The organism is Shewanella sp. KX20019 (assembly GCF_016757755.1).
Classification (GTDB): domain Bacteria; phylum Pseudomonadota; class Gammaproteobacteria; order Enterobacterales; family Shewanellaceae; genus Shewanella.
In genome coordinates this window covers 950102-971469 of sequence record NZ_CP068437.1, presented here as the reverse complement: position 1 = coordinate 971469, position 21368 = coordinate 950102, and the positions used below count along the sequence as shown (strand labels likewise).

Genomic DNA, 21368 nt, shown 5'->3' with positions numbered 1-21368 from the left:
GATTGGTAGGCCGTTGGATCATAGAGCAGTCTATCGGCGCAATCGACAAACTTTAGCTTGCCAATGCGCCGTCAGCTTTATCACTGACGATTATAGACCGTTAACGGTTGCTATAACATTGTCTACCGTAAAGCCGAAGTGCTTCAACAAATCAGCACCTGGTGCAGACTCACCAAAAGTACTCATGCCAACAATAGCGCCGTTGAAACCAACATACTTGTGCCAGAAATCAACGTGTGCCGCTTCAATCGCCACTCGCTTAGTCACACTGCTTGGCAGTACAGACTCTTTATAAGCAGCATCTTGCTTATCGAACTCGTTAGTCGAAGGCATAGAAACAACTCGTACTTTCTGACCTTGTTCTGTAAGAGCAGCTGCAGAATCCATCGCTAGTTGCACCTCAGAACCGGTAGCGATAAGGATTAAGTCAGGCGTACCCGCGCAATCACTCAGTACATAACCGCCTTTAGCTACATCAGCCAATTGCTCAGCGCTACGTGCTTGCGCCTTAAGGCCCTGACGACTAAAGATTAGCGAAGTAGGAGCATCACGACGTTCAATCGCATTCTTCCAAGATACTGCAGTTTCAGCTGCATCACATGGACGCCATACCGTCATGTTTGGTGTCATACGCAAGTTAGCAAGTTGCTCAACTGGCTGGTGAGTTGGACCATCTTCACCTTGACCAATAGAGTCATGGGTATAAACGAAGATGTTTTGAATACCCATCAACGCAGACATACGTACTGCATTACGCGCATACTCCATAAACATCATGAACGTTGCGCCGTAGTTGATGAAACCACCATGTAGAGATGCACCATTCATAATGCCGCTCATGCCGAATTCACGTACACCATAGTAGATGTAGTTACCGGCAGCATCGTCTTGAATACCCTTAGAACCTGACCATAATGTTAGGTTGGAGCCTGCAAGGTCAGCAGAGCCACCAAGCATTTCAGGTAGCATTGCACCGAAAGTACCAATCGCATTTTGTGACGCTTTACGGCTAGCAATACCTTCAGCTTTATCTTGGCATTCTTGAATAAAGGCATTGGCCTTCTCTTCAAATTCAGCAGGCAATTCGCCAGTGATAACACGACGCTTATACTCAGCAGCAAGTTCTGGGAAAGCAGCCGTGTAAGCCGCGAACTTTTCGTTCCAGCTTGCTTCGTTTGAAGCGCCAGAATCTTTAGCATCCCAACCTTCATAGACGGTTTCTGGGATTTCAAATGCGCCGTGATCCCAACCAAGGAATTCACGAGCAGCTGCAATTTCAGCATCACCTAGTGGTGCGCCGTGGCAGTCATGGCTACCAGATTTGTTTGGCGAGCCAAAACCGATAGTCGTTTTACAACAGATCATTGTCGGCTTATCAGTAACAGACTTAGCTGCTTCGATTGCCGCGCGGATAGCATCGCTGTCATGACCATCTACGTTAGCAATCACATGCCAGCCGTAAGATTCGAAACGCTTAGGCGTATCATCAGTAAACCAGCCTTCAACATGGCCATCAATAGAGATACCGTTGTCATCCCAGAAAGCGACTAGCTTACCAAGACCCAAAGTACCCGCTAAAGAACAGGCTTCATGAGAGATACCTTCCATCAAGCAGCCATCGCCTAAGAAGCAATAGGTGAAGTGATCAACAATGTCGTGACCAGGCTGGTTGAACTGCGCAGCCAAGGTCTTTTCAGCAATAGCCATACCCACAGCGTTACTAATACCAGCGCCTAGTGGGCCTGTTGTTGTTTCAACACCTGGGGTGTAACCATATTCTGGGTGACCCGGTGTTTTAGAGTGAAGCTGACGGAAGTTCTTCAACTCTTCAATAGGTAATGCGTAACCTGTTAGGTGCAGTAAAGAATAAATAAGCATAGAACCATGGCCGTTTGACAAGATAAAACGGTCACGATCAACCCACTCTGGGTTGTTTGGGTTGTGCTTAAGGAAATCATTCCATAGCACTTCAGCGATGTCAGCCATCCCCATTGGTGCACCTGGGTGACCAGAATTGGCTTTTTGAACGGCATCCATGGTTAATGCACGGATTGCGTTAGCGAGTTCTTTACGAGATGACATGCTCTCTCCTGCGTCGTGTTGAGGTATTGAGGCTTAGATCTAGCGCAAGGCAGCAACTTTGGTATCTGCTTTACCCTGCACTACAGCAAAATTTGGAGCCATATTTTCGCCTACTAGGCTGTAGGACGCAAATTTAATTCGCCCTGATTGAAAAATATCGGCACTTATTAGCTGATTCAGCAGGTAGCCTAACTATATTTAACAACACCTTAACCGCGCTTTAGCCCATTAAATCTTAAGTAAAATAAAATATTCCTCTCTTGGCCAAGCAATACAAGCTCAGCATTGATCATTTTTTTATTGGAATAAATATCGACACCAACCAATAAAAAACTTCAATAACAGTCGCTTATATAGAAACCGGATGATTACCCATGATATTTATAAGGATTTAATAGCGTGGATCACTGCACAAAATTAAGTGAAAGGGGTGTCTTCTTTTCTGTTTTCAACTAAGATAGCCGTCTAGATGTAGATACTTCTACACATTCAAATTGTATAAAGACGAGATTCCCCATCATGGCAAAGCACTTGTTCACCTCTGAGTCTGTCTCAGAAGGTCATCCAGATAAAATCGCCGATCAGATTTCTGATGCGGTATTAGACGCAATTTTGGAGCAAGATCCAAAAGCACGCGTAGCATGCGAAACTTATGTCAAAACTGGCATGGTTATGGTTGGCGGTGAAGTAACTACTTCAGCTTGGGTTGATATCGAAGAGATCACCCGTAAGACTGTACGCGACATTGGTTACACCCATTCTGATATGGGCTTTGACGCTGATTCTTGCGCTATCTTAAATGTCATTGGTAAACAATCTCCAGACATCAACCAAGGTGTTGACCGTGCAGACCCTAAAGAGCAAGGTGCTGGTGACCAAGGCCTAATGTTTGGTTATGCCAACAACGAAACCGATGTACTTATGCCTGCACCGATTACGTATTCACACAAGTTAGTGAAGCGTCAGTCTGAAGTTCGTAAAGACAAGACACTTCCTTGGTTGCGTCCTGATGCAAAAAGCCAAGTGACTTTTGCCTATAACAAAGACGGCAGCATCCATGGTATCGACGCAGTTGTACTTTCGACCCAGCATTGCGACAGCGTAAGCCAAGCGGACCTGATCGAAGGTGTTATGGAAACCATCATCAAGCCTGTATTGCCGGCTAAGTGGTTATCTAAAGACACTAAGTACTTCATCAATCCAACAGGCCGTTTTGTTATCGGTGGTCCAGTAGGTGATTGTGGTCTAACCGGTCGTAAGATCATCGTAGATACCTACGGCGGCATGGCGCGTCATGGTGGTGGTGCTTTCTCTGGTAAAGACCCATCAAAAGTTGACCGTAGTGCGGCATACGCTGCCCGTTACGTTGCAAAGAACATTGTTGCAGCGGGTCTTGCTGAACGTTGTGAGATTCAAGTGTCTTACGCCATTGGTGTTGCAGAGCCAACATCTATCAGCATCGAAACATTTGGCACTGCTAAAGTAGCTGAAGAGTTATTGATTGACCTAGTTCGTCGTCACTTCGACCTACGTCCATACGGTCTAACAGAGATGTTAAACCTAGCTCGTCCAATCTACCAAGCGACAGCTGCATATGGTCACTTTGGTCGTGAAGAGTTTCCTTGGGAAGCAACTGACAAAGCAGAAGCACTACGCGCTGACGCAGGTCTTTAAGCTTTACCGATTAAATCGGCAAAGCTCGCAATTAAAACCGCCTAAGGGCGGTTTTTTTATGCCTGGAACATTTCTGAAGATTTACCATGGAGGGTAAAAAATCTTCGTTGTATCTGCTGCAAGCATTAAGAAATGCACGATTTCTAGCTTGACTAGGTATATGAAACCAAGTGCTCTTTTTATCAATAGTGGTTCCGATGACCTGCGGTCGGCGTATGCGTAGATACTTCAGTGACACGCTGCAAGTCCATCCCTGGAGGCTCGGCCATGACGTCCATGTCATGGACGGTCACAGCCGTATCTACGCTAAATTAGAAAACACTACCTCAGGCACCAAAGTAATTAATGAACAAGAGTTAGCTATGCCTGTATGCCATAGGTAGTATGAAGTCTGCTTTAGTGCGACAATTTAACTTTCATAAATTGACTCACAACCTTTTTGTTTATGACAGCAGCAATTAATACAAAAGTGCAATTAACTTGGTTGGCGACTGATGATCGTATTGAGGTAAAGCAGTTCTACCGTCAATATATGCCTTATGCACGCTTGTTGCAGAAAGAGTTAGTCTGCGTGTTGACTCGAGCCGATTCAGCTTCGGCTAATAGCGTTGAAATAACTTCCTCTGATATAACTCATTCTAAACCTATTGCCTTTGAGATAGTTGCCAGTGCCCGTATCCGGCCTATTGGCCAGTTATCCATTTTAACTGGGATGTTGGTGCATCCAAATTTTCGTGGCCAAGGTGTTGGGCACCGCTTAATGCGAGAGTTGGCATCAGTAATTTCAGATGGAAAAACTTATATTTTTGCCTTGGCGCATTTGGAGAGCTTTTATGCGCAACATGGGTTTTGCGCTGTGTCATCAGCGCCGAATGATATTGCGCAGTTGTTTTTGAAGTATCAGAGGGATGGCGATGAGCTGGTGTTAATGGGGTTTAATCCCACAGCTTAGTGGGAATGAGGCCTTATGGCCTTTGAAGATTAACAGTTAGACTTCGTCTAACAACTAAAGTCGTGGTGCTTCGCCCACACCAGAGCCAAGGGGTAAAGCGCTTGTCCCCCTTAACAAACCCTCAGCGCCCCGGCGAAATTTAAAAAGCGAAATTTCCAACGGGGGAGATTGCTGTCTGCAAATTTGGCGACTTAAATGTAAATTCTGATGCTCACTGGTGGGAGGTTTATCTAATTTTAAAAATTTCATCAATAAGCCTAATGCAGGGAGTTTGCACTGTTAACACCTTCTAACTGTTGATAGCTGCGACCATACGACCAAGATAAATGCTGCGCTGCGCTCAACAAAAAACGGTATCAAGCTCTATCTACTAGATAGAAGGTAACTTCCTGCAGCATTGGTTCCAATGCCTGCGGTAAGTGTTGGATAGAATATCCGTGGAAGCTCGACCATGACATCCTTGTCATGGTCGGTTATTGCCGCATCTTCACTTGGTTAGAAAAGCACAATCGTCTAGCACCAGAGTTATTAATTATTAAATTTTACCCTGAGCCCACATTTTGAAATGTTTTCCCCAACACACAAGATAACTTGTTTCTAACTTACCCGTTACGGTTAACTCGGCCTCTAAGGCATGAAACATCCAACCTAGCCAGCCATTGATAGTCAATAACATAACTAGATCCAAAAGAGTGTCATTAACTGTGTCTATGTATTGTTTCCCAGCGAAGAAAATCAACACAACTGTACATTATTTCATATCGCTGCAGCACTGCTAGCAAATACACTCCAATGTTGATAACAATAACTTTTTGATTTGGATCTTATAAAAAATGAAACTAGTTTCCACTATGCTATTTGCAAGCTTATTACTTAGCGACTATGTCCACTGCGACAGTTTTAATCTTGATTTTGAACAGCAAAAGGATAATGCTCCCACTTTATGGAAATCCTATAACGTTGATAAAAGTAGCTCTAGCACTGACACATTGATCTTTAATAGTGGCAGCTACTCACTATACATAAAGAACTTATCCGACAAGCCACGAAGTCAAAACTGGCAGCTTAGGCTGCCGGCAAGTTACCAAGGCGAAAAAATAGTATTAAGTGGTTACATCAAAACTGAAGGTGTAAAAAATGGTAATGCTGGCTTTGCTATGAGCGTATCGCCATCAATAGCTTTTGATGCAATGCAAGGCCGAGAGATTACCGGTACAACAGATTGGAAAAAGTATGAGATCAATTTGGATCTAAAGCCCCAACAAGCTGAAGAGATAACTGTTTCAGCCTATTTAACAGGAACAGGTAAAGTTTGGGTTGATAATTTACACTTATCAATAGATGGCATATCGATTGATGCAGCCCCCTTAAAAGCGTTCAAAAGCGCAGACAAAGATAGAGAGTTTGATAATGGCTCAGATATCGAGGTTGGAATTAAGTCTAACCAAGAGTTAGAGAACCTTGAAATATTAGGTAAAGTTTGGGGATTTATTAAGTACCACCACCCAGGAGTAGCGAAGGGTAACTACAACTGGGACTATGAACTTTTGAGGTTTTTACCTAACTACCAAAAAGTTGTCACCTCTAGCGAGCGAGACCTTACACTATTTAAATGGATTGAAGGGCTAGGCAACGTAGAGCTATGTCAACAGTGTACTCCCACAGCAAGCGATGCTTTCCTAAAGCCAGATCTTGAATGGATGAATACGCTCAAGCTATCGGTAAAGCTCAAACAGCAATTGCTGTTCATTTACGAAAATCGCCACCAAGGAACCCACTATTATATAGAAGTAGCCAAAGAAGTCGGCAACCCTATTTTTAATCATGAAAAAAGCTATGCCAACCTCCCTTATCCTGACGATGGATTTAGACTCCTCTCTGTTTACCGGTACTGGAATATAATCCACTATTATTTCCCAAATAAGCACCTAATTGATAATGATTGGCGCGGCGTCATGAGAAAACACATTCCTTCATTTATTAATGCAAACAATGAACTTGAATATGAAATTGCAGTATTGAAATTAATTGCTGAGGTTCAAGATACTCACGCAAATATCAGAGGTGGTCATAATGCGTTATACAACTGGAGAGGACAGTATCGCCCGCCAGTAGCAGTGAATTTCATTGAAAATAAGTTAATTGTGACTGAATTTTTTAATCCAGATTTACAACAAGAAACAGGACTTAGGATTGGCGATGAGATAACTGAAATCGAAGATGTAATGATTGCAGATGTTGTCAATCAGCAACTACCTTATACACCAGCCTCCAATTATTCAAGACAGCTTTTCGATATTAGTAAGAAGCTACTTCGATCTAACAATAAATCAATAAAAATAAGCTACGTTTCAAACGGCAAGGAGTCGACCAAACTGCTTTCATTATATACATGGAAAGAGCTCAACATGAAGGCTTATTATAATGCTAAAAGCAGCGTCCCTAGTATAGAGAAATGGGATAACAATATCGGTTACGTAAATCTAATCAGTATTAAAAAATCCGATATAAAGAGGATTGAACAAGAAATGCAGGACACCAAAGGCATAATCGTTGATCTTAGAAATTACCCCAACACATTTGTAACTTATCAATTGGCTGAACTTTTTACCAAAGAAGCCACTCCTTGGGTAATGTTTTCAACTCTGAATCTTAATAACCCTGGTGAGTTTAATTTGATGCCTGCAGTAAACACCGCAGGAAACGACAACTACTATCGTGGCAAAGTCGTCATACTTGTCAATGAAAATACCCTAAGCCAAGCCGAATTCACCGCCATGGCTTTAAGGGCTGGCGGAAATGCAACTGTTATAGGCAGCACTACAGCTGGCGCTGACGGAGATGTATCTATATTTTATCTACCGGGCGGCATCAAAACAGGAATATCAGGGCTGGGCGTCTATTACCCAGATGGCTCCGAAACTCAAAGAATAGGAATTGTTCCAGATATAAAGGTCTCCCCAACAGTTGCAAGCATAAAATCTGGACGTGATGAACTTATTGAAGCGGCCTTAAAGCTAATGAAAATGTAAAAGATGATTTAGGTATAATTGGGGGCAAAATAAAGTTGCCGAAGTTATTAAAGTCAATCGCGTGAGCGAGGCATGGATGCTGAGATAGCCTTAGGTGAGCCATGGATGGCGAATATGAGGCGGTAGCGATTGTCGAAAATAACTGAAGGATCACAACTTCGTCTGGGGCGCTGAGGGTTAGGCACTTTATAACCAAGAGCGGGGACAAGCGCTTCGCCCCTTGACTCGACTCTTGATTACAAGAATGGGCGAAGCGCCGCGACGTTAATTGTTAATTGTTAATTGTTAATTGTTAAACGCAGTCTAACTTTAGAAAGCAGGCATCGCCTGATAAGTGACAAGGTCACGACCTTTTATCAAACGAAGTTTGATTACCTAGCGCTGTAAAGCGTAAGTCAGACGCAACCTGACACAACCATTACTGATTTGCCAAAACCTCTTCCAGCTTAAGCCCCGTTAAATCATGGATAGTTCGCCATAAATAATAAAATGTTCCCATCATCATCAACATAGATGGCAAGGCTATCATCGGATAACTGTATAAGGTCAACTGCCCTAACTGCTCATTAAATTCAGAGGTGCCTGTTGGGCTAGTGACGATCCATTTAGCCAGTACATAATTCATAATGGCGGAGAACGCGAACGAACCCGCAACCAAATAGGTGGCCTTCATTAATCGTTGTTCAAATGCAGCCACACAATTGTTCTGCTGCAGTCGCTTAATGATCTTATCAACATCCATCACTGCAGGATTAAATATAATGGCTTTAATTAATGGTTTAGAAGTAAAGGTCGAAATAATGACGGCAATACCGATAGCCGCTGGAATGGCGGCCTCTTTGATTGCCAGCCACTTAAGGTCAAGTGCTAATAAACCAATTCCACCGGTCAACAGCACATTGGCTAACCCAAGCAAGGCGATAAAATTAAACTTCTTATACTTTATCAGCTCAAATATGCCCCAACCCAATGGAAAGCTTAACGCCAACATTAATCCACCACTCGCCCCTAACTGATCTTCACCACTTAGCTTCATTAGAATAAAAGCGGGTATGGCAATGCTCACTATCAGGTCAACCAAAGGCCGAGGTTTATGTGTCGATGTACTACTCATATGTTGTTTTCCAGGCGAAGTATGTAAGCTTCGAAAAAATTTAAAGATAAAAACCATTACTGCAACTTTTATGATGCCAGTATCGATACTCACTAACCTATAGCGGCGTAGAAATACCTTGTTCTGCATCAAGTGTCACTCTTCATCAAACATTGTTGAGACAGAGCTAACTGGTGACTGTAACGCAAATAAATGAAGCTCAGCTTAAACTTTCTAGAACTTCGGTACTAAATAGCAATTACTTGAACAAATCAAACCAATAGCGAGGCTCACAAACAATGCCAATTCCCCATAGGAGTTGCCGAAATACGTTGGAAATTTCGCCGGGGCGCTGAGAGTTTGACTCTCATGAAGTCAAGAGCGGGCGCAAGCGCTTTGCCCCTTGGCTCGACTCTTGATTACAAGAATGGACGAAGCTGCACGACCTTGGTCAAGCGCAGCTTGATGCTGTGAAGTGGCCGCAGTGCCACGACGTTAGTTGTTAGACGCAGTCTAACTTAGAGGTCAAGCGCTGCTTGGTAGCTTAAAAAAGCTAAAACGTTTTCAGTCCAAAAACACCTCTAACAATGGTCAAAATGTGCATTCTCCATGCACATAAACTCAACTTGTTGCATCGATAACACTGGTGGTTGCAGTACCTCTATAGATTCAGGATTAATCGTACCCAAGTCGCCCACTTCATCGATCTTATTGCCGTAAGAGTTAGTGCGACCACAATAGATAAAGTGCTTATGCCAACGCACTAGATAACTGCTTTCCTGCTTTTCATCAACCATGATATCCGCTATTAAAGCGTGGCACTCTTCGCCCTTTTCAGTCAATACCGCGACAACCAATTTAAGGTTATCAAACCCAGACAAGTTTAGTGACAGATACGGTGAGAAAATAGTGGCGACAGATTCAGACAACATAATAATCCTTAGAAAAAAGAGTCGGTAGTCGGTAATACAAGTAAGTAGTAGTCGCGCTCATCAAAACTAATAAAGTCGACCACTTGCATTCCACCTTTACGAGTATGGGCTGCGAATGAGCCGGCATTATCTTCAGCTATAAAAGTCAGCATATAAGGCAACTCTTTCGCAACGGCTTTTCTGATGGACTGAACCAGCGCTTCAAAGATGCCCTGGCCACGGTATGCTGTCGTAACCCAAATAGGCCCGTACTGACAACAGTTTTTTTCAGTCAATCTTGCCTTATCGTATTCAATTCTTGATAAGCGATTAAGCAAATTACGATAGATAGGCCACTGTTTAAAAAAAGACCAGCGCCCCGCAATAACATAACCTATTATTTGCTCATTTAACTCAGCGACAACCACCCAGTGTTGTGTCACCAGACAGGTTAAATCGGTTTCGCTAAATGATTGCCCATCTAAGCTATTATTACGCTGCTCAATTGACAGTTCATCCTGCAATTGGCTTTGCTCTAAAGCCGCAAGAGACTGGACATCTTCTGCAGTTGCTAACCGAACATTAATACTGTTTTTCATGTTATTTTTGGAGTAAAAACACTAATCATAACCATATTATATACCCATCCTACCTGAAGATGCAGGATTCAGTGGGAATTTAACGGGCTTTAATCAAGGCATTGATTACCACTAATGGTCGTTCCCTTAGTAAAATCAATAACACAGAGTAAAGCCCATTAAAACCCATCAACGAAGGCGTTGTGCAAGCCCACTTCGTTGTTGCATTAATTTAAAAGGGAATAACCATTTCTACGTTAACGCGCCTAGAATTGAACTTGCACAACGCCTCTGAAACGAGCACCTTCCAGTAGGATGGGTATATTAGTTTATCTCAGTAAAACCGTGCCCAGTATCGACATAAAATATACAAAGACTACAAGAGTGATCCGATGAGCACGAATTATACAAAAATAGCTCACAACTTTAACAAATTTACATTTGAACAACCTAAAAAACGCAGTATAGTACCGCGTCACCCATGCATTATTTAATGTCCATTTTCAGGCGGAAATAATCACTAGCGAGTTTAAAAATGTTAACTCATCCTATCGATCAAAATATTTGGCTAAGAGAGCAAGAACACTCAGCTGTAAGCATCCCAAGATGGCAACAACAAGTCGATCTACTCAACGACTTGTATGGTTCAAAAACCAGTCTTATCGTGCAGTTTTCAGCTCAAGACGCGCAAATAGTTTGTGGGAAAAGGCAAGCTGATAATCCACTAAAAACAGGTTTATTACTGGTAAACTCACCGCTAATTGATGCCGTGAGCTTAAGCAGTAGCTACGGCACAAGTACATTAAACCCTAATGATATTGGTGAGCAGTTCTCACACTATGAGCAAGTATTGAGTTTACAACTATCTTGGCCTGATGGTCGGGTTTTTGGCTGTATTTTAATCTGTGATCCTAATACCACTCAATCTTCATCGGCTTCGTTAACCGTGATTGAATCTGTTCGCGCTCTACTGCAAGGCGAACTTAAGCAAGTGTACTTAATGCAGCAAGTACAACGCTTGTCGTTTCAGGATGAAACCACGCAGATGCTCAACCCCTATGGTTTTGGCCTCATGGCGCCAAGGCAGCTGAGTTTAAGTCGACGTTTTGGCTCACATGCTGGGATTATTATCATTGAAATGGTCGACAATCCATTGATGCGAACCGTGCAACTATCTCAGTCACAAAAAGCGCGCCTTTTAGCAAGCATTATTTCCGACTGTTTACGAGAAGCTGATATGTCTGCACGAATCGATGAGAACAAGTTCATCATTTTGGCTTTTGTCGACAGCGAATCGAATCTGGCGACATTAATAGCTCGTCTGCGAAAACAGATCACTAAAGCGGCCGGAAAGTTGAGTATCGTCGTTGGTAAAAGCTTTTTTACCCCGGATGCTCAGCAATCACTAGTGCCAATGCAACAAGCTGCTGAGGACGATCTCGAACTGAGCCGCCAATCGTTAGCCAACAAGCCCTACTGATCAGGTGTTTGATCCCTAGCCCATTGTAGAAACAGCGCAATGGGAAAGGGAGACATCATCACCATCCCCAGCCCCGCAAGACAGGCAATAAGCATCATTCCTGTTACTTGTTGCGCCATTTCCGTAAAGAAAAACAGCCCAACACCGCATAACAACATACTTAATCCGACCCAATGCAGCATCTTGAGGTAATTAATTACATTTTTTTGCACTAACAATCGCCTTATTTCTGTTGATTTTGAGCTAGAATACTCACAATATATCGATATTAATCACTTTGGATCCGTAACATGATAAAACAATCCTTTATCGTAGCAAGTTTGCTACTGGGTTTATCCGCATGCCAATCAACTCCGCAAGCCCAAATTGAGGATTTAGCCATTGAAGGTACCTGGCATATTGAGGTCGCAAACGGTCAACCTGTTATCGACTATAGCCCAGCTCAGCTGACTTTCGAAGCAGAAGGTAAGTTAACTGGCAACAATAGCTGCAATAATTTCTTTGGTAGTTATGTTTTATCGGGCCAATCGCTGCAGTTGCAACCCGCAGGCCACACCATGAAAGCCTGTGTCGATGCCCTAATGGCGCAAGAGCAACGCGTGATGCAAGCGATGCCAGCCATCAGCCAAGGTAAACTCTCGAAAGGTAAATTATTGCTGCAAGATGCGGACGATAAAACGTTATTAATACTTAGTAAAAAGTAATCGTTACCGATTCACTAAGCAATAAATAAACCGCCTAAATAGGCGGTTTATTTATTTGTATCTAGCCGTATATACCCGTTCTAGCTCAAGATGGGTGATTTCAGTGGGAGCGCCTGAGCTGCTCCTGTTCTTTGTTGCACTCTTTTGAAAGAAGTGGCGTATAAGGTAACCCATGATTACAACAATACACCTTAAATCGATTTAGCTCAGGCAGCTCAGAAACATGCACTTTGAAATAGAACGGGTATTTATTATGAGTTTAACTTCTCAGCTATTTCAGCGCTCTCTTCTGCGCCCGCATTGTAATGCTCTACGTTGAGTTCGCCTTCAGATTTGGCGATCACTGTGGTCGCCACTAGATCACCTGAAACATTCACTACGGTGCGAGCCATATCAAGCACACGATCAATACCAGCAATCAATGCAACGCCCTCTAACGGCAAACCAACAGTGGTTAACACTAGTGTTAGCATCACCAATCCAGCTCCAGGTACACCCGCAGTTCCAATAGAGGCTAAGGTCGCGGTGAGGATAATAGTAATATAGTCAACCCAGCTCAGATCAATACCAAAGGCCTGCGCAACAAACAGCGCCGTCACGCCTTGATAAAGCGCGGTACCATCCATATTGATGGTGGTTCCCAGTGGCAAAACGAAGCTAGAGATCTTCTTATTGACCCCTAAATACTCATTGGCGCACTTCATACTGGCAGGCAAGGTACCCGCAGAGCTTGAAGTGGTGAATGCCACCGCAATGGCATTACTGATCCCTTTAAAGAACTGTATTGGGTTTAGTTTGGCAAAAACAGTCAATACGATGCTGTAGAAGCCCACGATATGTAAGAAGCAACCAATATATACTGCCACAATGACCTTAATCAATGGCATTAACATGCCAATACCATATTCGCCAGCAACCCATGCCATAAGTCCAAATACGCCGTAAGGTGCTAGTCTCATCACCATGTCGGTTAGTTTGTACATCGCTTCAGCTAGGCTTTCGAATACTTTTATTGCTGGTTTACCATGATCACCAATAAGCACCAGAGCCACACCAAGTGCAACCGCAAATACAATCACTTGTAATATTTGACCACTGGCAAGTGCTGCAACCGGGTTAGTCGGTATGATATTAATCAAGGTTTCCATCACCGATGGTACCGCTTTAATCACCTCATCAGAGGCTTCTGCAACCATATTTAGACCTTTACCTGGCTGCAAAAAGTGACCCACTGCGAGACCGACAGTGATCGCAATCGAAGTGGTACCTAAATAGAAGGCAAATGACTTAAAACCAATACGGCCCATTTTAGCCGTATCTTGCATAGACGTGACACCGACAATCAACGAGCAAAATACTAGCGGTACAATAAGCATCTTAATGGTATTAACAAACAGGGTTCCAATTGGCTTCAATACCGTCGCTTGTTCACCAAAACCGACGCCGGTTAAGATCCCCAACAGCATACCAATCATGATCTGTAGCCATAATGGCACCGACATCCAGCGTGACCACACTTTGCCAAAAAGTGAAGTTTGTTGTTTTGACATAATTAAACCTTGCGACATTGGAAGAGGAAGACACAAGCAAATACATGCTTGAAAAATAACGCGGCAGTTTAGCATAGCCATTAAATGGTAGGGATGATCTGTATCACGCTGCGCCCTTCGATAGATTAGTCACAACAATAATGGCTAGGCCAGTAAAGGATCCGTAATTTTAGGCCTCAAATTTTGAGTTTTTCTCATTTTTAGAAAAGCGCATCTTGTGCAGTGCGGCTGGCGGCTGCTCTCGTTCCATCAAGTAACTCCAATAGGCGTCATCAAAGCCACTGAAAAACTGCTTATGCTTTCCCTCTGCGCGTAGAATAAGCCACCACCAAACTAATCCCCATGCGCCAAAGGTCATTAGTGTCGCCAAAAAGTGACGCGGGTGATTGATAGGTTTAAAGCTCTTAAGCGGTTGCTCGCATTCAATATGACACTGTTCATCATGGGAACGGGGAGTGTTATCCATCGTAACCTCAACTTTTTTCAACTCTAAAAAAAGTGTAGCAGAGTTAGACTTTAGTCGAATATTAATCTATCGATAAAATCAAAAAATTGCCGTATTTAAATCACCTCCCATGTTAAAGTGACCGCAAAAAAATAGGGATAAAAGATGAACATTCGTAAAGGCCAAGTTACCGATTTACAGGCGCTAATAAACTTCAATCAAGCGATGGCACTAGAAACAGAAGACCTTGCGCTCGACACTGATGTACTAACCAAGGGCGTTAATACCCTGCTCACCTCGCCAGAGAAAGGCTTTTATCTGGTCGCCGAAGTCAATGGTGAAATAGCTGGCTCATTAATGGTGACATTTGAGTGGAGTGACTGGCGGGCAAAAGACTATTACTGGATCCAAAGTGTCTATATTCGCCCAGAGAATAGACGCCAAGGGATCTATAATAAGCTCTATCAAGAAGTTAAAGATATTGCCGCTAGAAATGGCGGTGCTGCCAGCTTTAGACTCTATGTTGAGCAAGAAAATACTAAAGCACAACAGACTTACAGTGCCTTAGGGATGGAACAAAGCTATTACCTGATGTACGAAGAAAAATAGCCTGATAATCAATCATTACCATTAAAAAAGGCCATCATTTGATGGCCTTTTGCTTATCTTTTTTATCACGATAGTCGCCTAAGGCGATTAACCACAAATGCTGGTGACTTTAATTGCTAATCCACCCTGGCTAGTTTCGCGGTACTTAACATGCATATCTTTGCCTGTTTCATACATAGTCGCGATCACTTTATCTAGGCTCACTTTTGGCTGGCAGTTTCGACGCATCGCCATCCGTGAAGAGTTAATCGCTTTTACCGCAGCAATCGCATTACGTTCAATACAGGGTACTTGCACCTGGCCTGCAACTGGATCGCAGGTCAGCCCTAAGTTATGCTCCATACCGATCTCTGCCGCCATACATACTTGTGCAGCATTACCGCCCATAATCTCAGCCAGACCCGCCGCAGCCATAGAGCAAGCCACGCCGACTTCGCCCTGACAACCGACTTCAGCACCAGAAATTGAAGCGTTACGCTTATACAAAGAACCGATCGCGGCCGCGGCTAAAAAGAAGCGCGTGTATTCTTGCGGACCGACAGGTTTAATAAACTTATCATAGTAAGCTAACACTGCAGGAATGATGCCCGCTGCGCCATTGGTTGGCGATGTTACTACTCGGCCACCAGCCGCATTCTCTTCGCTGACAGCCATGGCAAACACATTAATCCAGTCAACAATCTCCATTGGATCTTGCGATAGACGTTCGCCTGTCAATAATTGACGGTGCAGCGCAGGAGCGCGACGGGGAACCCGCAGTGGTCCAGACAACACCCCTTCCGTCTGACAGCCTTTTTCAATTGCCGCATGCATGGTTTGCCATACATCAGCAAAGCCTTGATAGATATCAGCTTCACTATTAAATGCCAGTTCATTTTTGAACATAATGGTACTGATGCTCATGCCCGTATCTTCACAGATAGCTAGTAATTCATCGGCGTAGTTGTACGGATATGGCACGGCAATTGGGTTTTGTACTTCCTTACCAAACTGCGCTTCCTCAACGATAAAGCCGCCACCTATCGAGTAATAGGTATTACTCATGACTTTTTCATCACCAGCGTACGCATGCAGCATCATACCGTTTTCGTGCATCGGCAGAGCATAGTTATGAAAAACAACCGCATCATGACCAAAGTCGACTAAACGTTGCTCCTTGCCCATCGGCAATTTCTCAGTCTGTTCTACTTGAGCAATAAAATGCGCGATCCCATCGATATCTACTTTCTCAGGTGTATTACCACCTAAGCCCATAATGATGGCGATATCTGTATGGTGGCCTTTGCCGGTAAGTGACAAAGAGCCAAAAATTTCAACACTCAAGCGCGTCACTTTATCGAACTGAGCAGCTTCATGTAAATCATCGATAAACTCTTTGGCGGCCTTCATCGGCCCGACAGTGTGAGAGCTCGACGGGCCCACACCTATCTTAAAAATATCAAATGCGCTAAACATAGAATTACCTCGGGAAAGGAGGAAGGGTTAAAAGATCTTTTAACCCTGGGTCAAACATTGATGCAACGTTGTAACCAAAAGCTCGGGTGTTAATGCCGTGAAATACAGCGATAAACACCCGAATAGTATTTACAATTTATGACATCAAGCCAAACAAGATAGCCGTCATAGAAAGTAGACCTGCAATCACAACAAAGATGTTGCTCACTCGGCCACGGTACGGCGCTAATGCTGGCACTTTATGAATCGCATACATAGGCATAAGATAAAGAATCGCCGCGATAATCGGGCCACCTAATGCTTCAATCATGCCTAAAATGCTTGGGTTAAGAACAGCTACTGCCCAGATAGTGAAGAACATAAAGCCTAAGATAAACTTATTAACTTTGCTCTCTGATACTTCTTTTTTGTTGCTACGCAGCTGCTTATTGATAATACCCTTCATGCCTTCAGTTGCGCCCATATAGTGGCCAAAGAAAGAGGAGATAATCGCAACAAAAGCGATGATAGGACCAAAGTAGCTAACAAAACCGCTGTCATGTACGTTTGCCAAGTAGGATAAAATCGGCAAGTTGTTTGCTTTCGCTTCTGCTAGTTGTGCTGGCGATAGTGACAATACGCAAGAGAATACAAATAACATCACAAAACCGACTAACATCATTGTGGTGTTACGCAAAATGTTGTCTGCTTTGCGGGCTGCATTTTTGCCATGTTCACGCTTTAATGCCACAGAGAACTGTGAAATAGCAGGAGAATGGTTAAATGCAAAGATGAGCACTGGAATGGTTAACCATACTGTGCCCAAGAAAGCACCGGTGCTAGGCACAACGTTTAGCGCATCCATTTTCCAATCAGGGATCAAATAGAAAGACATAAATGCCAAGATAGCAACTAATGGGTAAACCAAAAGCTGAGTCACTTTAAGCATAAACTTCTCACCGGCAACCATTACAGACATCATTGCAATGATAAGTGCACCCGACAGAATAAAGCGTGGTGGTGAATCCATGCCTAGCTGGTTAACAATAAAACTATCAACAGTGTTAGTAATACCCACACCGTAGATTAAGACAATAGGATAGATCGCGAAGAAGTACAGCATGGTAATGGCTTTACCTGCACCAACACCGAAATGCTCTTCTACTACATCTGTAATATCACTGCCTGGCTTATTCGATGAACAAACAAAGCGCGATAAGCCACGGTGGGCAAGGTAGGTCATAGGACCAATAATGGCGGCCATTAAGACTAGTGGCCAAAAGCCACCCATTCCAGCATTAATTGGCAAAAATAAAATGCCAGCACCCACTGCGGTGCCAAATAAACTCAACATCCAGGTCGTATCTTGTCGTGTCCAAGGCAGCGTGTTTGTCGCTGCTACTTCGTTTTGGGCCACTTCTTGTGTACTGATTGCGTCTTTTTGCATTAGCTTTACCTTAAAGGTGTTTTCGAACACCAGTAGATTTATATCTAAGGAGTAATTTCGCGCATAAGTTAATCCTAATGCAGGGTATATAAATTGATCTGGATGCATATTCTGTAATTAATTTTCACAATCTAACGATAATGCGAACTCCGTCGCTTATTTCACGTCATGAATTTTCATTTTAATTGCAGTTTGGTAACCCAATCGAACCTTGATTTAACACTACGGTCACCTAATTAATTAAATGCTGATATAAATTCATTGAGACATAAAAAAACATCGCGGGCATAAGTCACACAATAGGCGACAAAGAGATATCGACCAGCAAAAAAGGCGGCGTTCTTGAGCCTGATCACGCTGTTTCAGCGCTAGAATTTAGCTCGGATTAGTCAATCTAATGATTAATATAGATAAATATTGTGGGCCTGTTTATTGACCAACGGCTCACTCCTAAGAAATTGCCGTAATTAAGCAGTGACATTACAGTCTCTAAAAGCTATAAACAATTAACAGCTCGTATCCTCTAGATAAAGAAGTAATACTATTCATGACACACATTATTCGCGTCATCGTCGGTTCTAAAAACCCTGTCAAAGTTGGCGCAGCAAAAGCAGCATTAACCACCTTATTCCCCGAAGAGCTTATTGAGTGCGAAGGCGTACATGCTCCCTCGCTGGTCGCTGATCAGCCGATGACAGAAGCTGAAACCCAAGCTGGCGCAGTCAATAGAGTCAAATACTGCCAAAATCACTATCAAGCTGATTACTATCTTGCGATGGAGGGCGGTGTCGATCTATTTGACCATGGGCCAGCAACATTTGCCCATATTGCCATTGCGCACAAGGAGCAAGTCAGTGTTGGTCGCAGCGCACTACTGCCGCTCCCAATGCCTGTGTACCATGCACTGACTCAAGGTGAAGAGCTGGGCCATGTAATGGACAGTATGTTTAACACCGTTAATATCAAGCAAAAAGGCGGCGCGATAGCACTATTGACCCATGGCCATGCCACACGCCAAAGTATCTACACCCAAGCCATCATCCTTGCCATGGCTCCCATGCTAAACCCTGAACTTTATTGTGTGTAGCTGTCACTCTATAGTGCGCACTTGGTCAATATAAATATCAATTTGACCAAGTCAGCATTAGCGGTTAGTTTATTAACTCACACAAATGTACTTGATTTAATAGTTTATTCCCCGTAGGTTAGATGTTAGTCGCAACTAAATTACCTTAGTGAATCGATATATGCCAAATCCCCCTTACCAAGCTTCACAGTTACGCCGCCTTTCCAGACAACTCATTCGTCAATTAGGACTGCTGGATGCCGCCTGTGGTAATCAGCCACTATCGCCTGTTCAAGCGCACACATTAGTTGAATTGGGACAAAATTCTTATTCAATAAAGCAGTTGGCTGAATTACTTAATATTGATAAATCCAATGCCAGTCGTGCTGTAAGTAATCTCGTCGAAAAGGGCTTTGTCAAAACCGTTACTAACCCAAAAGATAGTCGTAGCCTGATGGCACAGCTAACGTGTATTGGTAAGAAGCAACTCGTTAAACTCGATGCACAACAAAATCAGCAGTTTAGTGAGATCATGGCGCAGCTGCCCAGCGCGCAACTAAGCCAGATAGAGAACGCTATTGCCCAGTACACTAAAGCGGTAGTGCAATCTAAAGCGCAGTTTGGTTACACAGTCAGAGAGATAACAGCCCAAGACAATGCGTCTATGGCTCAGATAATTAGAGAAGTTTCGGCGGAATACGGGCTGACCGCAGACAAGGGTTATGGCGTATCAGATCCCACACTAGATAACCTCAATGAAGTATATCAAGCTGATAATGCCAGCTATTGGGTCATTGAATATCAAGGACAGATCCTCGGCGGCGGCGGGATCGCGCCACTTAACGGTCAGTTTGGTGTGTGTGAATTGCAAAAAATGTATTTTTCACCAGCATTGCGCGGTAAAGGCTTTGCGAGACGACTGGCACTACAAGCGATCGATTTTGCGACTGAGCAGGGTTTTAATGCCTGCTATTTGGAAACCACAGCCAATTTAGTGGAAGCTATAAAGTTATATGAGTCGTTGGCATTTAAACATATAGATGCACCACTCGGTGACACCGGCCATGATGCCTGTGAAATTACCATGTTACTCACCCTATCCTAGCCAAACTAGGGTAGTGTATTAAGTCGATAGTTTTTATTAGGTCTTTCATCTAGATGGTCTTTAAATTAAGTGAGTTGCATTATGGAATATAAACGTCTGCCACACTCAAGCTTAAATGTTAGTAAAATCTGTTTAGGGACAATGACGTGGGGCGAGCAGAACAGCCAAGCTCAAGCCTTCGAACAATTAGACTACGCTATTGGTGAAGGGATCAACTTCATCGATACCGCCGAAATGTATCCTGTACCTCCTAAAGCTGACACCCAAGGCGCCACCGAAACCATTCTGGGTAACTACCTCAAGCAACGCGGCAATCGCGACAAGCTGATTATTGCCAGCAAAGTCTCAGGCCCTGGTGGCAAGAGTGACTATATTCGTCCCAATATGGCGCTGGACTGGCGTAACATTCATGCCGCTGTAGATGACTCATTGCAGCGATTACAGCTCGATACTATCGATCTTTATCAAGTACACTGGCCCGATCGTAACAGCAACTTCTTTGGCGAGTTAAGTTACGAGCAGCAAGACGATGGCGAACAGCAAACGCCGATTGTTGAGACATTAGAAGCGCTAGCGGATCTAGTCACCGCGGGGAAAATTCGCTATATCGGGATCTCCAATGAAACCCCTTGGGGTTTTATGAAATATTTACAGCTCGCTGAAAAGCATGGCTTACCAAAAATCGTCTCGGTGCAGAACCCTTATAACTTACTTAATCGCAGCTTTGAGGTCGGCATGGCCGAAATTAGTCATCGTGAAGAGGTACCGTTACTTGCTTACTCTCCACTGGCTTTCGGCGCCTTGTCGGGCAAATATCTTAATGACCAGTGGCCAGAAGGTGCTCGGTTAACATTATTTAAACGCTTTGCGCGCTATACCGGAACGGCAATGGCACTTGAAGCGACACAAGCCTACGTTGAACTCGCCAAAGAGTTCAATATGAGCCCAGCACAAATGGCCATTGCGTTTGTTAATGCACAAAAATTTGTCGGCGCTAACATCATAGGTGCCACCAACCTTGAGCAATTAAAAGAGAATATTGACAGTATCAATTGCAGTATTTCACCAGAGCTAATGCTGCGCCTCGATGAATTAGCACAGCTATATCGCCTCCCCTGCCCTTAATACCAAGTCCATTAAATAATAGCCTTGCATTAGGCGCGTAGATCTTACAAGATCTGCGCGCCTTTACACTCTTAACTTCGG

19 protein-coding genes are annotated in these 21368 nt (G+C 43.5%); 9 read left to right on the top strand and 10 right to left on the bottom strand.

Annotation, left to right across the window (positions count from 1 at the left end; genetic code table 11):
- Nucleotides 1-90: 90 nt before the first annotated feature.
- On the bottom strand, nucleotides 91-2082 hold the full coding sequence (gene tkt, locus JK628_RS04215; protein WP_202288026.1) for a transketolase: 1992 nt from the start codon (nucleotides 2080-2082) through the stop codon (nucleotides 91-93).
- Nucleotides 2083-2601: 519 nt separating this feature from the next.
- Between tkt and metK the strand changes: the two genes are divergently transcribed.
- Nucleotides 2602-3756, top strand: a complete 1155-nt coding sequence (gene metK, locus JK628_RS04210) for a methionine adenosyltransferase (protein ID WP_202288025.1) — start codon at nucleotides 2602-2604, stop codon at nucleotides 3754-3756.
- A 445-nt stretch (nucleotides 3757-4201) separates the two neighbouring features.
- Entirely contained in the window at nucleotides 4202-4708 is a 507-nt protein-coding gene (locus tag JK628_RS04205) for a GNAT family N-acetyltransferase (RefSeq protein ID WP_237524137.1), read from the top strand.
- Nucleotides 4709-5243: 535 nt separating this feature from the next.
- On the opposite strand, the gene JK628_RS04200 is transcribed toward JK628_RS04205, so the two are convergent.
- Nucleotides 5244-5384 (bottom strand): hypothetical protein, encoded by a 141-nt coding sequence (locus tag JK628_RS04200; protein ID WP_202288024.1) that lies wholly within the window; start codon nucleotides 5382-5384, stop codon nucleotides 5244-5246.
- A 157-nt stretch (nucleotides 5385-5541) separates the two neighbouring features.
- On the opposite strand from JK628_RS04200, the gene JK628_RS04195 reads away from it, so the two are divergent.
- Nucleotides 5542-7740 carry a S41 family peptidase gene (locus JK628_RS04195; RefSeq protein WP_202288023.1) on the top strand — a complete coding sequence of 733 codons (2199 nt, stop codon included), beginning with the start codon at nucleotides 5542-5544 and terminating at the stop codon, nucleotides 7738-7740.
- A gap of 418 nt (nucleotides 7741-8158) precedes the next feature.
- Here the strand turns inward: JK628_RS04195 and JK628_RS04190 are convergent, their stop codons facing one another.
- The 3 genes from JK628_RS04190 to JK628_RS04180 form a co-directional block, all read right to left on the bottom strand.
- A complete protein-coding gene (locus tag JK628_RS04190) occupies nucleotides 8159-8854 on the bottom strand; it encodes a VC0807 family protein (RefSeq protein ID WP_202288022.1) in 696 nt (231 codons plus the stop codon).
- A 560-nt stretch (nucleotides 8855-9414) separates the two neighbouring features.
- Nucleotides 9415-9765: a hypothetical protein gene (locus JK628_RS04185; protein WP_202288021.1), complete on the bottom strand. Its 351-nt coding sequence runs from the start codon at nucleotides 9763-9765 to the stop codon at nucleotides 9415-9417.
- An 8-nt stretch (nucleotides 9766-9773) separates the two neighbouring features.
- Complete coding sequence (locus tag JK628_RS04180) at nucleotides 9774-10343, bottom strand: GNAT family N-acetyltransferase (RefSeq protein ID WP_443019988.1); 570 nt, start codon at nucleotides 10341-10343, stop codon at nucleotides 9774-9776.
- Between the two features lie 514 nt (nucleotides 10344-10857).
- On the opposite strand from JK628_RS04180, the gene JK628_RS04175 reads away from it, so the two are divergent.
- Complete coding sequence (locus JK628_RS04175; RefSeq protein WP_202288020.1) at nucleotides 10858-11802, top strand: GGDEF domain-containing protein; 945 nt, start codon at nucleotides 10858-10860, stop codon at nucleotides 11800-11802.
- On the opposite strand, the gene JK628_RS04170 is transcribed toward JK628_RS04175, so the two are convergent.
- Nucleotides 11796-12014, bottom strand: a complete 219-nt coding sequence (locus JK628_RS04170; protein WP_237524136.1) for a hypothetical protein — start codon at nucleotides 12012-12014, stop codon at nucleotides 11796-11798. The two genes, JK628_RS04175 and JK628_RS04170, sit on opposite strands and share 7 nt — an antisense overlap.
- A 78-nt stretch (nucleotides 12015-12092) precedes the next feature.
- Here JK628_RS04170 and JK628_RS04165 point away from each other — a divergent pair, with 78 nt between their 5' ends.
- Nucleotides 12093-12506 carry an META domain-containing protein gene (locus JK628_RS04165; RefSeq protein ID WP_202288019.1) on the top strand — a complete coding sequence of 138 codons (414 nt, stop codon included), beginning with the start codon at nucleotides 12093-12095 and terminating at the stop codon, nucleotides 12504-12506.
- 251 nt (nucleotides 12507-12757) lie between these two features.
- On the opposite strand, the gene JK628_RS04160 is transcribed toward JK628_RS04165, so the two are convergent.
- Complete coding sequence (locus JK628_RS04160) at nucleotides 12758-14056, bottom strand: dicarboxylate/amino acid:cation symporter (protein ID WP_202288018.1); 1299 nt, start codon at nucleotides 14054-14056, stop codon at nucleotides 12758-12760.
- A gap of 169 nt (nucleotides 14057-14225) precedes the next feature.
- Nucleotides 14226-14522 carry a hypothetical protein gene (locus JK628_RS04155; protein WP_202288017.1) on the bottom strand — a complete coding sequence of 99 codons (297 nt, stop codon included), beginning with the start codon at nucleotides 14520-14522 and terminating at the stop codon, nucleotides 14226-14228.
- A 144-nt stretch (nucleotides 14523-14666) separates the two neighbouring features.
- Here JK628_RS04155 and JK628_RS04150 point away from each other — a divergent pair, with 144 nt between their 5' ends.
- On the top strand, nucleotides 14667-15110 hold the full coding sequence (locus tag JK628_RS04150; protein WP_202288016.1) for a GNAT family N-acetyltransferase: 444 nt from the start codon (nucleotides 14667-14669) through the stop codon (nucleotides 15108-15110).
- Nucleotides 15111-15197: 87 nt separating this feature from the next.
- Here JK628_RS04150 and JK628_RS04145 read toward each other — a convergent pair whose 3' ends face one another.
- Nucleotides 15198-16565, bottom strand: a complete 1368-nt coding sequence (locus JK628_RS04145; RefSeq protein WP_202288015.1) for an L-serine ammonia-lyase — start codon at nucleotides 16563-16565, stop codon at nucleotides 15198-15200.
- A gap of 136 nt (nucleotides 16566-16701) precedes the next feature.
- A complete protein-coding gene (locus tag JK628_RS04140) occupies nucleotides 16702-17991 on the bottom strand; it encodes a serine/threonine transporter (protein ID WP_202288014.1) in 1290 nt (429 codons plus the stop codon).
- 547 nt (nucleotides 17992-18538) lie between these two features.
- Between JK628_RS04140 and yjjX the strand changes: the two genes are divergently transcribed.
- The 3 genes from yjjX to JK628_RS04125 all read left to right on the top strand — a co-directional run bounded on the left by yjjX (nucleotide 18539) and on the right by JK628_RS04125 (nucleotide 21287).
- Nucleotides 18539-19078 carry an inosine/xanthosine triphosphatase gene (yjjX, locus tag JK628_RS04135; RefSeq protein WP_202288013.1) on the top strand — a complete coding sequence of 180 codons (540 nt, stop codon included), beginning with the start codon at nucleotides 18539-18541 and terminating at the stop codon, nucleotides 19076-19078.
- Between the two features lie 160 nt (nucleotides 19079-19238).
- The gene (locus JK628_RS04130; RefSeq protein ID WP_202288012.1) at nucleotides 19239-20162 is read left to right on the top strand and encodes a bifunctional helix-turn-helix transcriptional regulator/GNAT family N-acetyltransferase; all 924 of its coding nucleotides are present in this window, start codon (nucleotides 19239-19241) and stop codon (nucleotides 20160-20162) included.
- An 81-nt stretch (nucleotides 20163-20243) separates the two neighbouring features.
- Nucleotides 20244-21287, top strand: a complete 1044-nt coding sequence (locus JK628_RS04125; RefSeq protein WP_202288011.1) for an NADP(H)-dependent aldo-keto reductase — start codon at nucleotides 20244-20246, stop codon at nucleotides 21285-21287.
- Nucleotides 21288-21368: the final 81 nt, after the last annotated feature.

Coding starts and splice junctions, on each gene's coding strand:
- tkt (WP_202288026.1), bottom strand. CDS start 2,082: ATGTCATCTCGTAAAGAACTCGCTAACGCAATCCGTGCATTAACCATG.
- metK (WP_202288025.1), top strand. CDS start 2,602: ATGGCAAAGCACTTGTTCACCTCTGAGTCTGTCTCAGAAGGTCATCCA.
- JK628_RS04205 (WP_237524137.1), top strand. CDS start 4,202: ATGACAGCAGCAATTAATACAAAAGTGCAATTAACTTGGTTGGCGACT.
- JK628_RS04200 (WP_202288024.1), bottom strand. CDS start 5,384: ATGTTATTGACTATCAATGGCTGGCTAGGTTGGATGTTTCATGCCTTA.
- JK628_RS04195 (WP_202288023.1), top strand. CDS start 5,542: ATGAAACTAGTTTCCACTATGCTATTTGCAAGCTTATTACTTAGCGAC.
- JK628_RS04190 (WP_202288022.1), bottom strand. CDS start 8,854: ATGAGTAGTACATCGACACATAAACCTCGGCCTTTGGTTGACCTGATA.
- JK628_RS04185 (WP_202288021.1), bottom strand. CDS start 9,765: ATGTTGTCTGAATCTGTCGCCACTATTTTCTCACCGTATCTGTCACTA.
- JK628_RS04180 (WP_443019988.1), bottom strand. CDS start 10,343: ATGAAAAACAGTATTAATGTTCGGTTAGCAACTGCAGAAGATGTCCAG.
- JK628_RS04175 (WP_202288020.1), top strand. CDS start 10,858: ATGTTAACTCATCCTATCGATCAAAATATTTGGCTAAGAGAGCAAGAA.
- JK628_RS04165 (WP_202288019.1), top strand. CDS start 12,093: ATGATAAAACAATCCTTTATCGTAGCAAGTTTGCTACTGGGTTTATCC.
- JK628_RS04160 (WP_202288018.1), bottom strand. CDS start 14,056: ATGTCAAAACAACAAACTTCACTTTTTGGCAAAGTGTGGTCACGCTGG.
- JK628_RS04155 (WP_202288017.1), bottom strand. CDS start 14,522: ATGGATAACACTCCCCGTTCCCATGATGAACAGTGTCATATTGAATGC.
- JK628_RS04150 (WP_202288016.1), top strand. CDS start 14,667: ATGAACATTCGTAAAGGCCAAGTTACCGATTTACAGGCGCTAATAAAC.
- JK628_RS04145 (WP_202288015.1), bottom strand. CDS start 16,565: ATGTTTAGCGCATTTGATATTTTTAAGATAGGTGTGGGCCCGTCGAGC.
- JK628_RS04140 (WP_202288014.1), bottom strand. CDS start 17,991: ATGCAAAAAGACGCAATCAGTACACAAGAAGTGGCCCAAAACGAAGTA.
- yjjX (WP_202288013.1), top strand. CDS start 18,539: ATGACACACATTATTCGCGTCATCGTCGGTTCTAAAAACCCTGTCAAA.
- JK628_RS04130 (WP_202288012.1), top strand. CDS start 19,239: ATGCCAAATCCCCCTTACCAAGCTTCACAGTTACGCCGCCTTTCCAGA.
- JK628_RS04125 (WP_202288011.1), top strand. CDS start 20,244: ATGGAATATAAACGTCTGCCACACTCAAGCTTAAATGTTAGTAAAATC.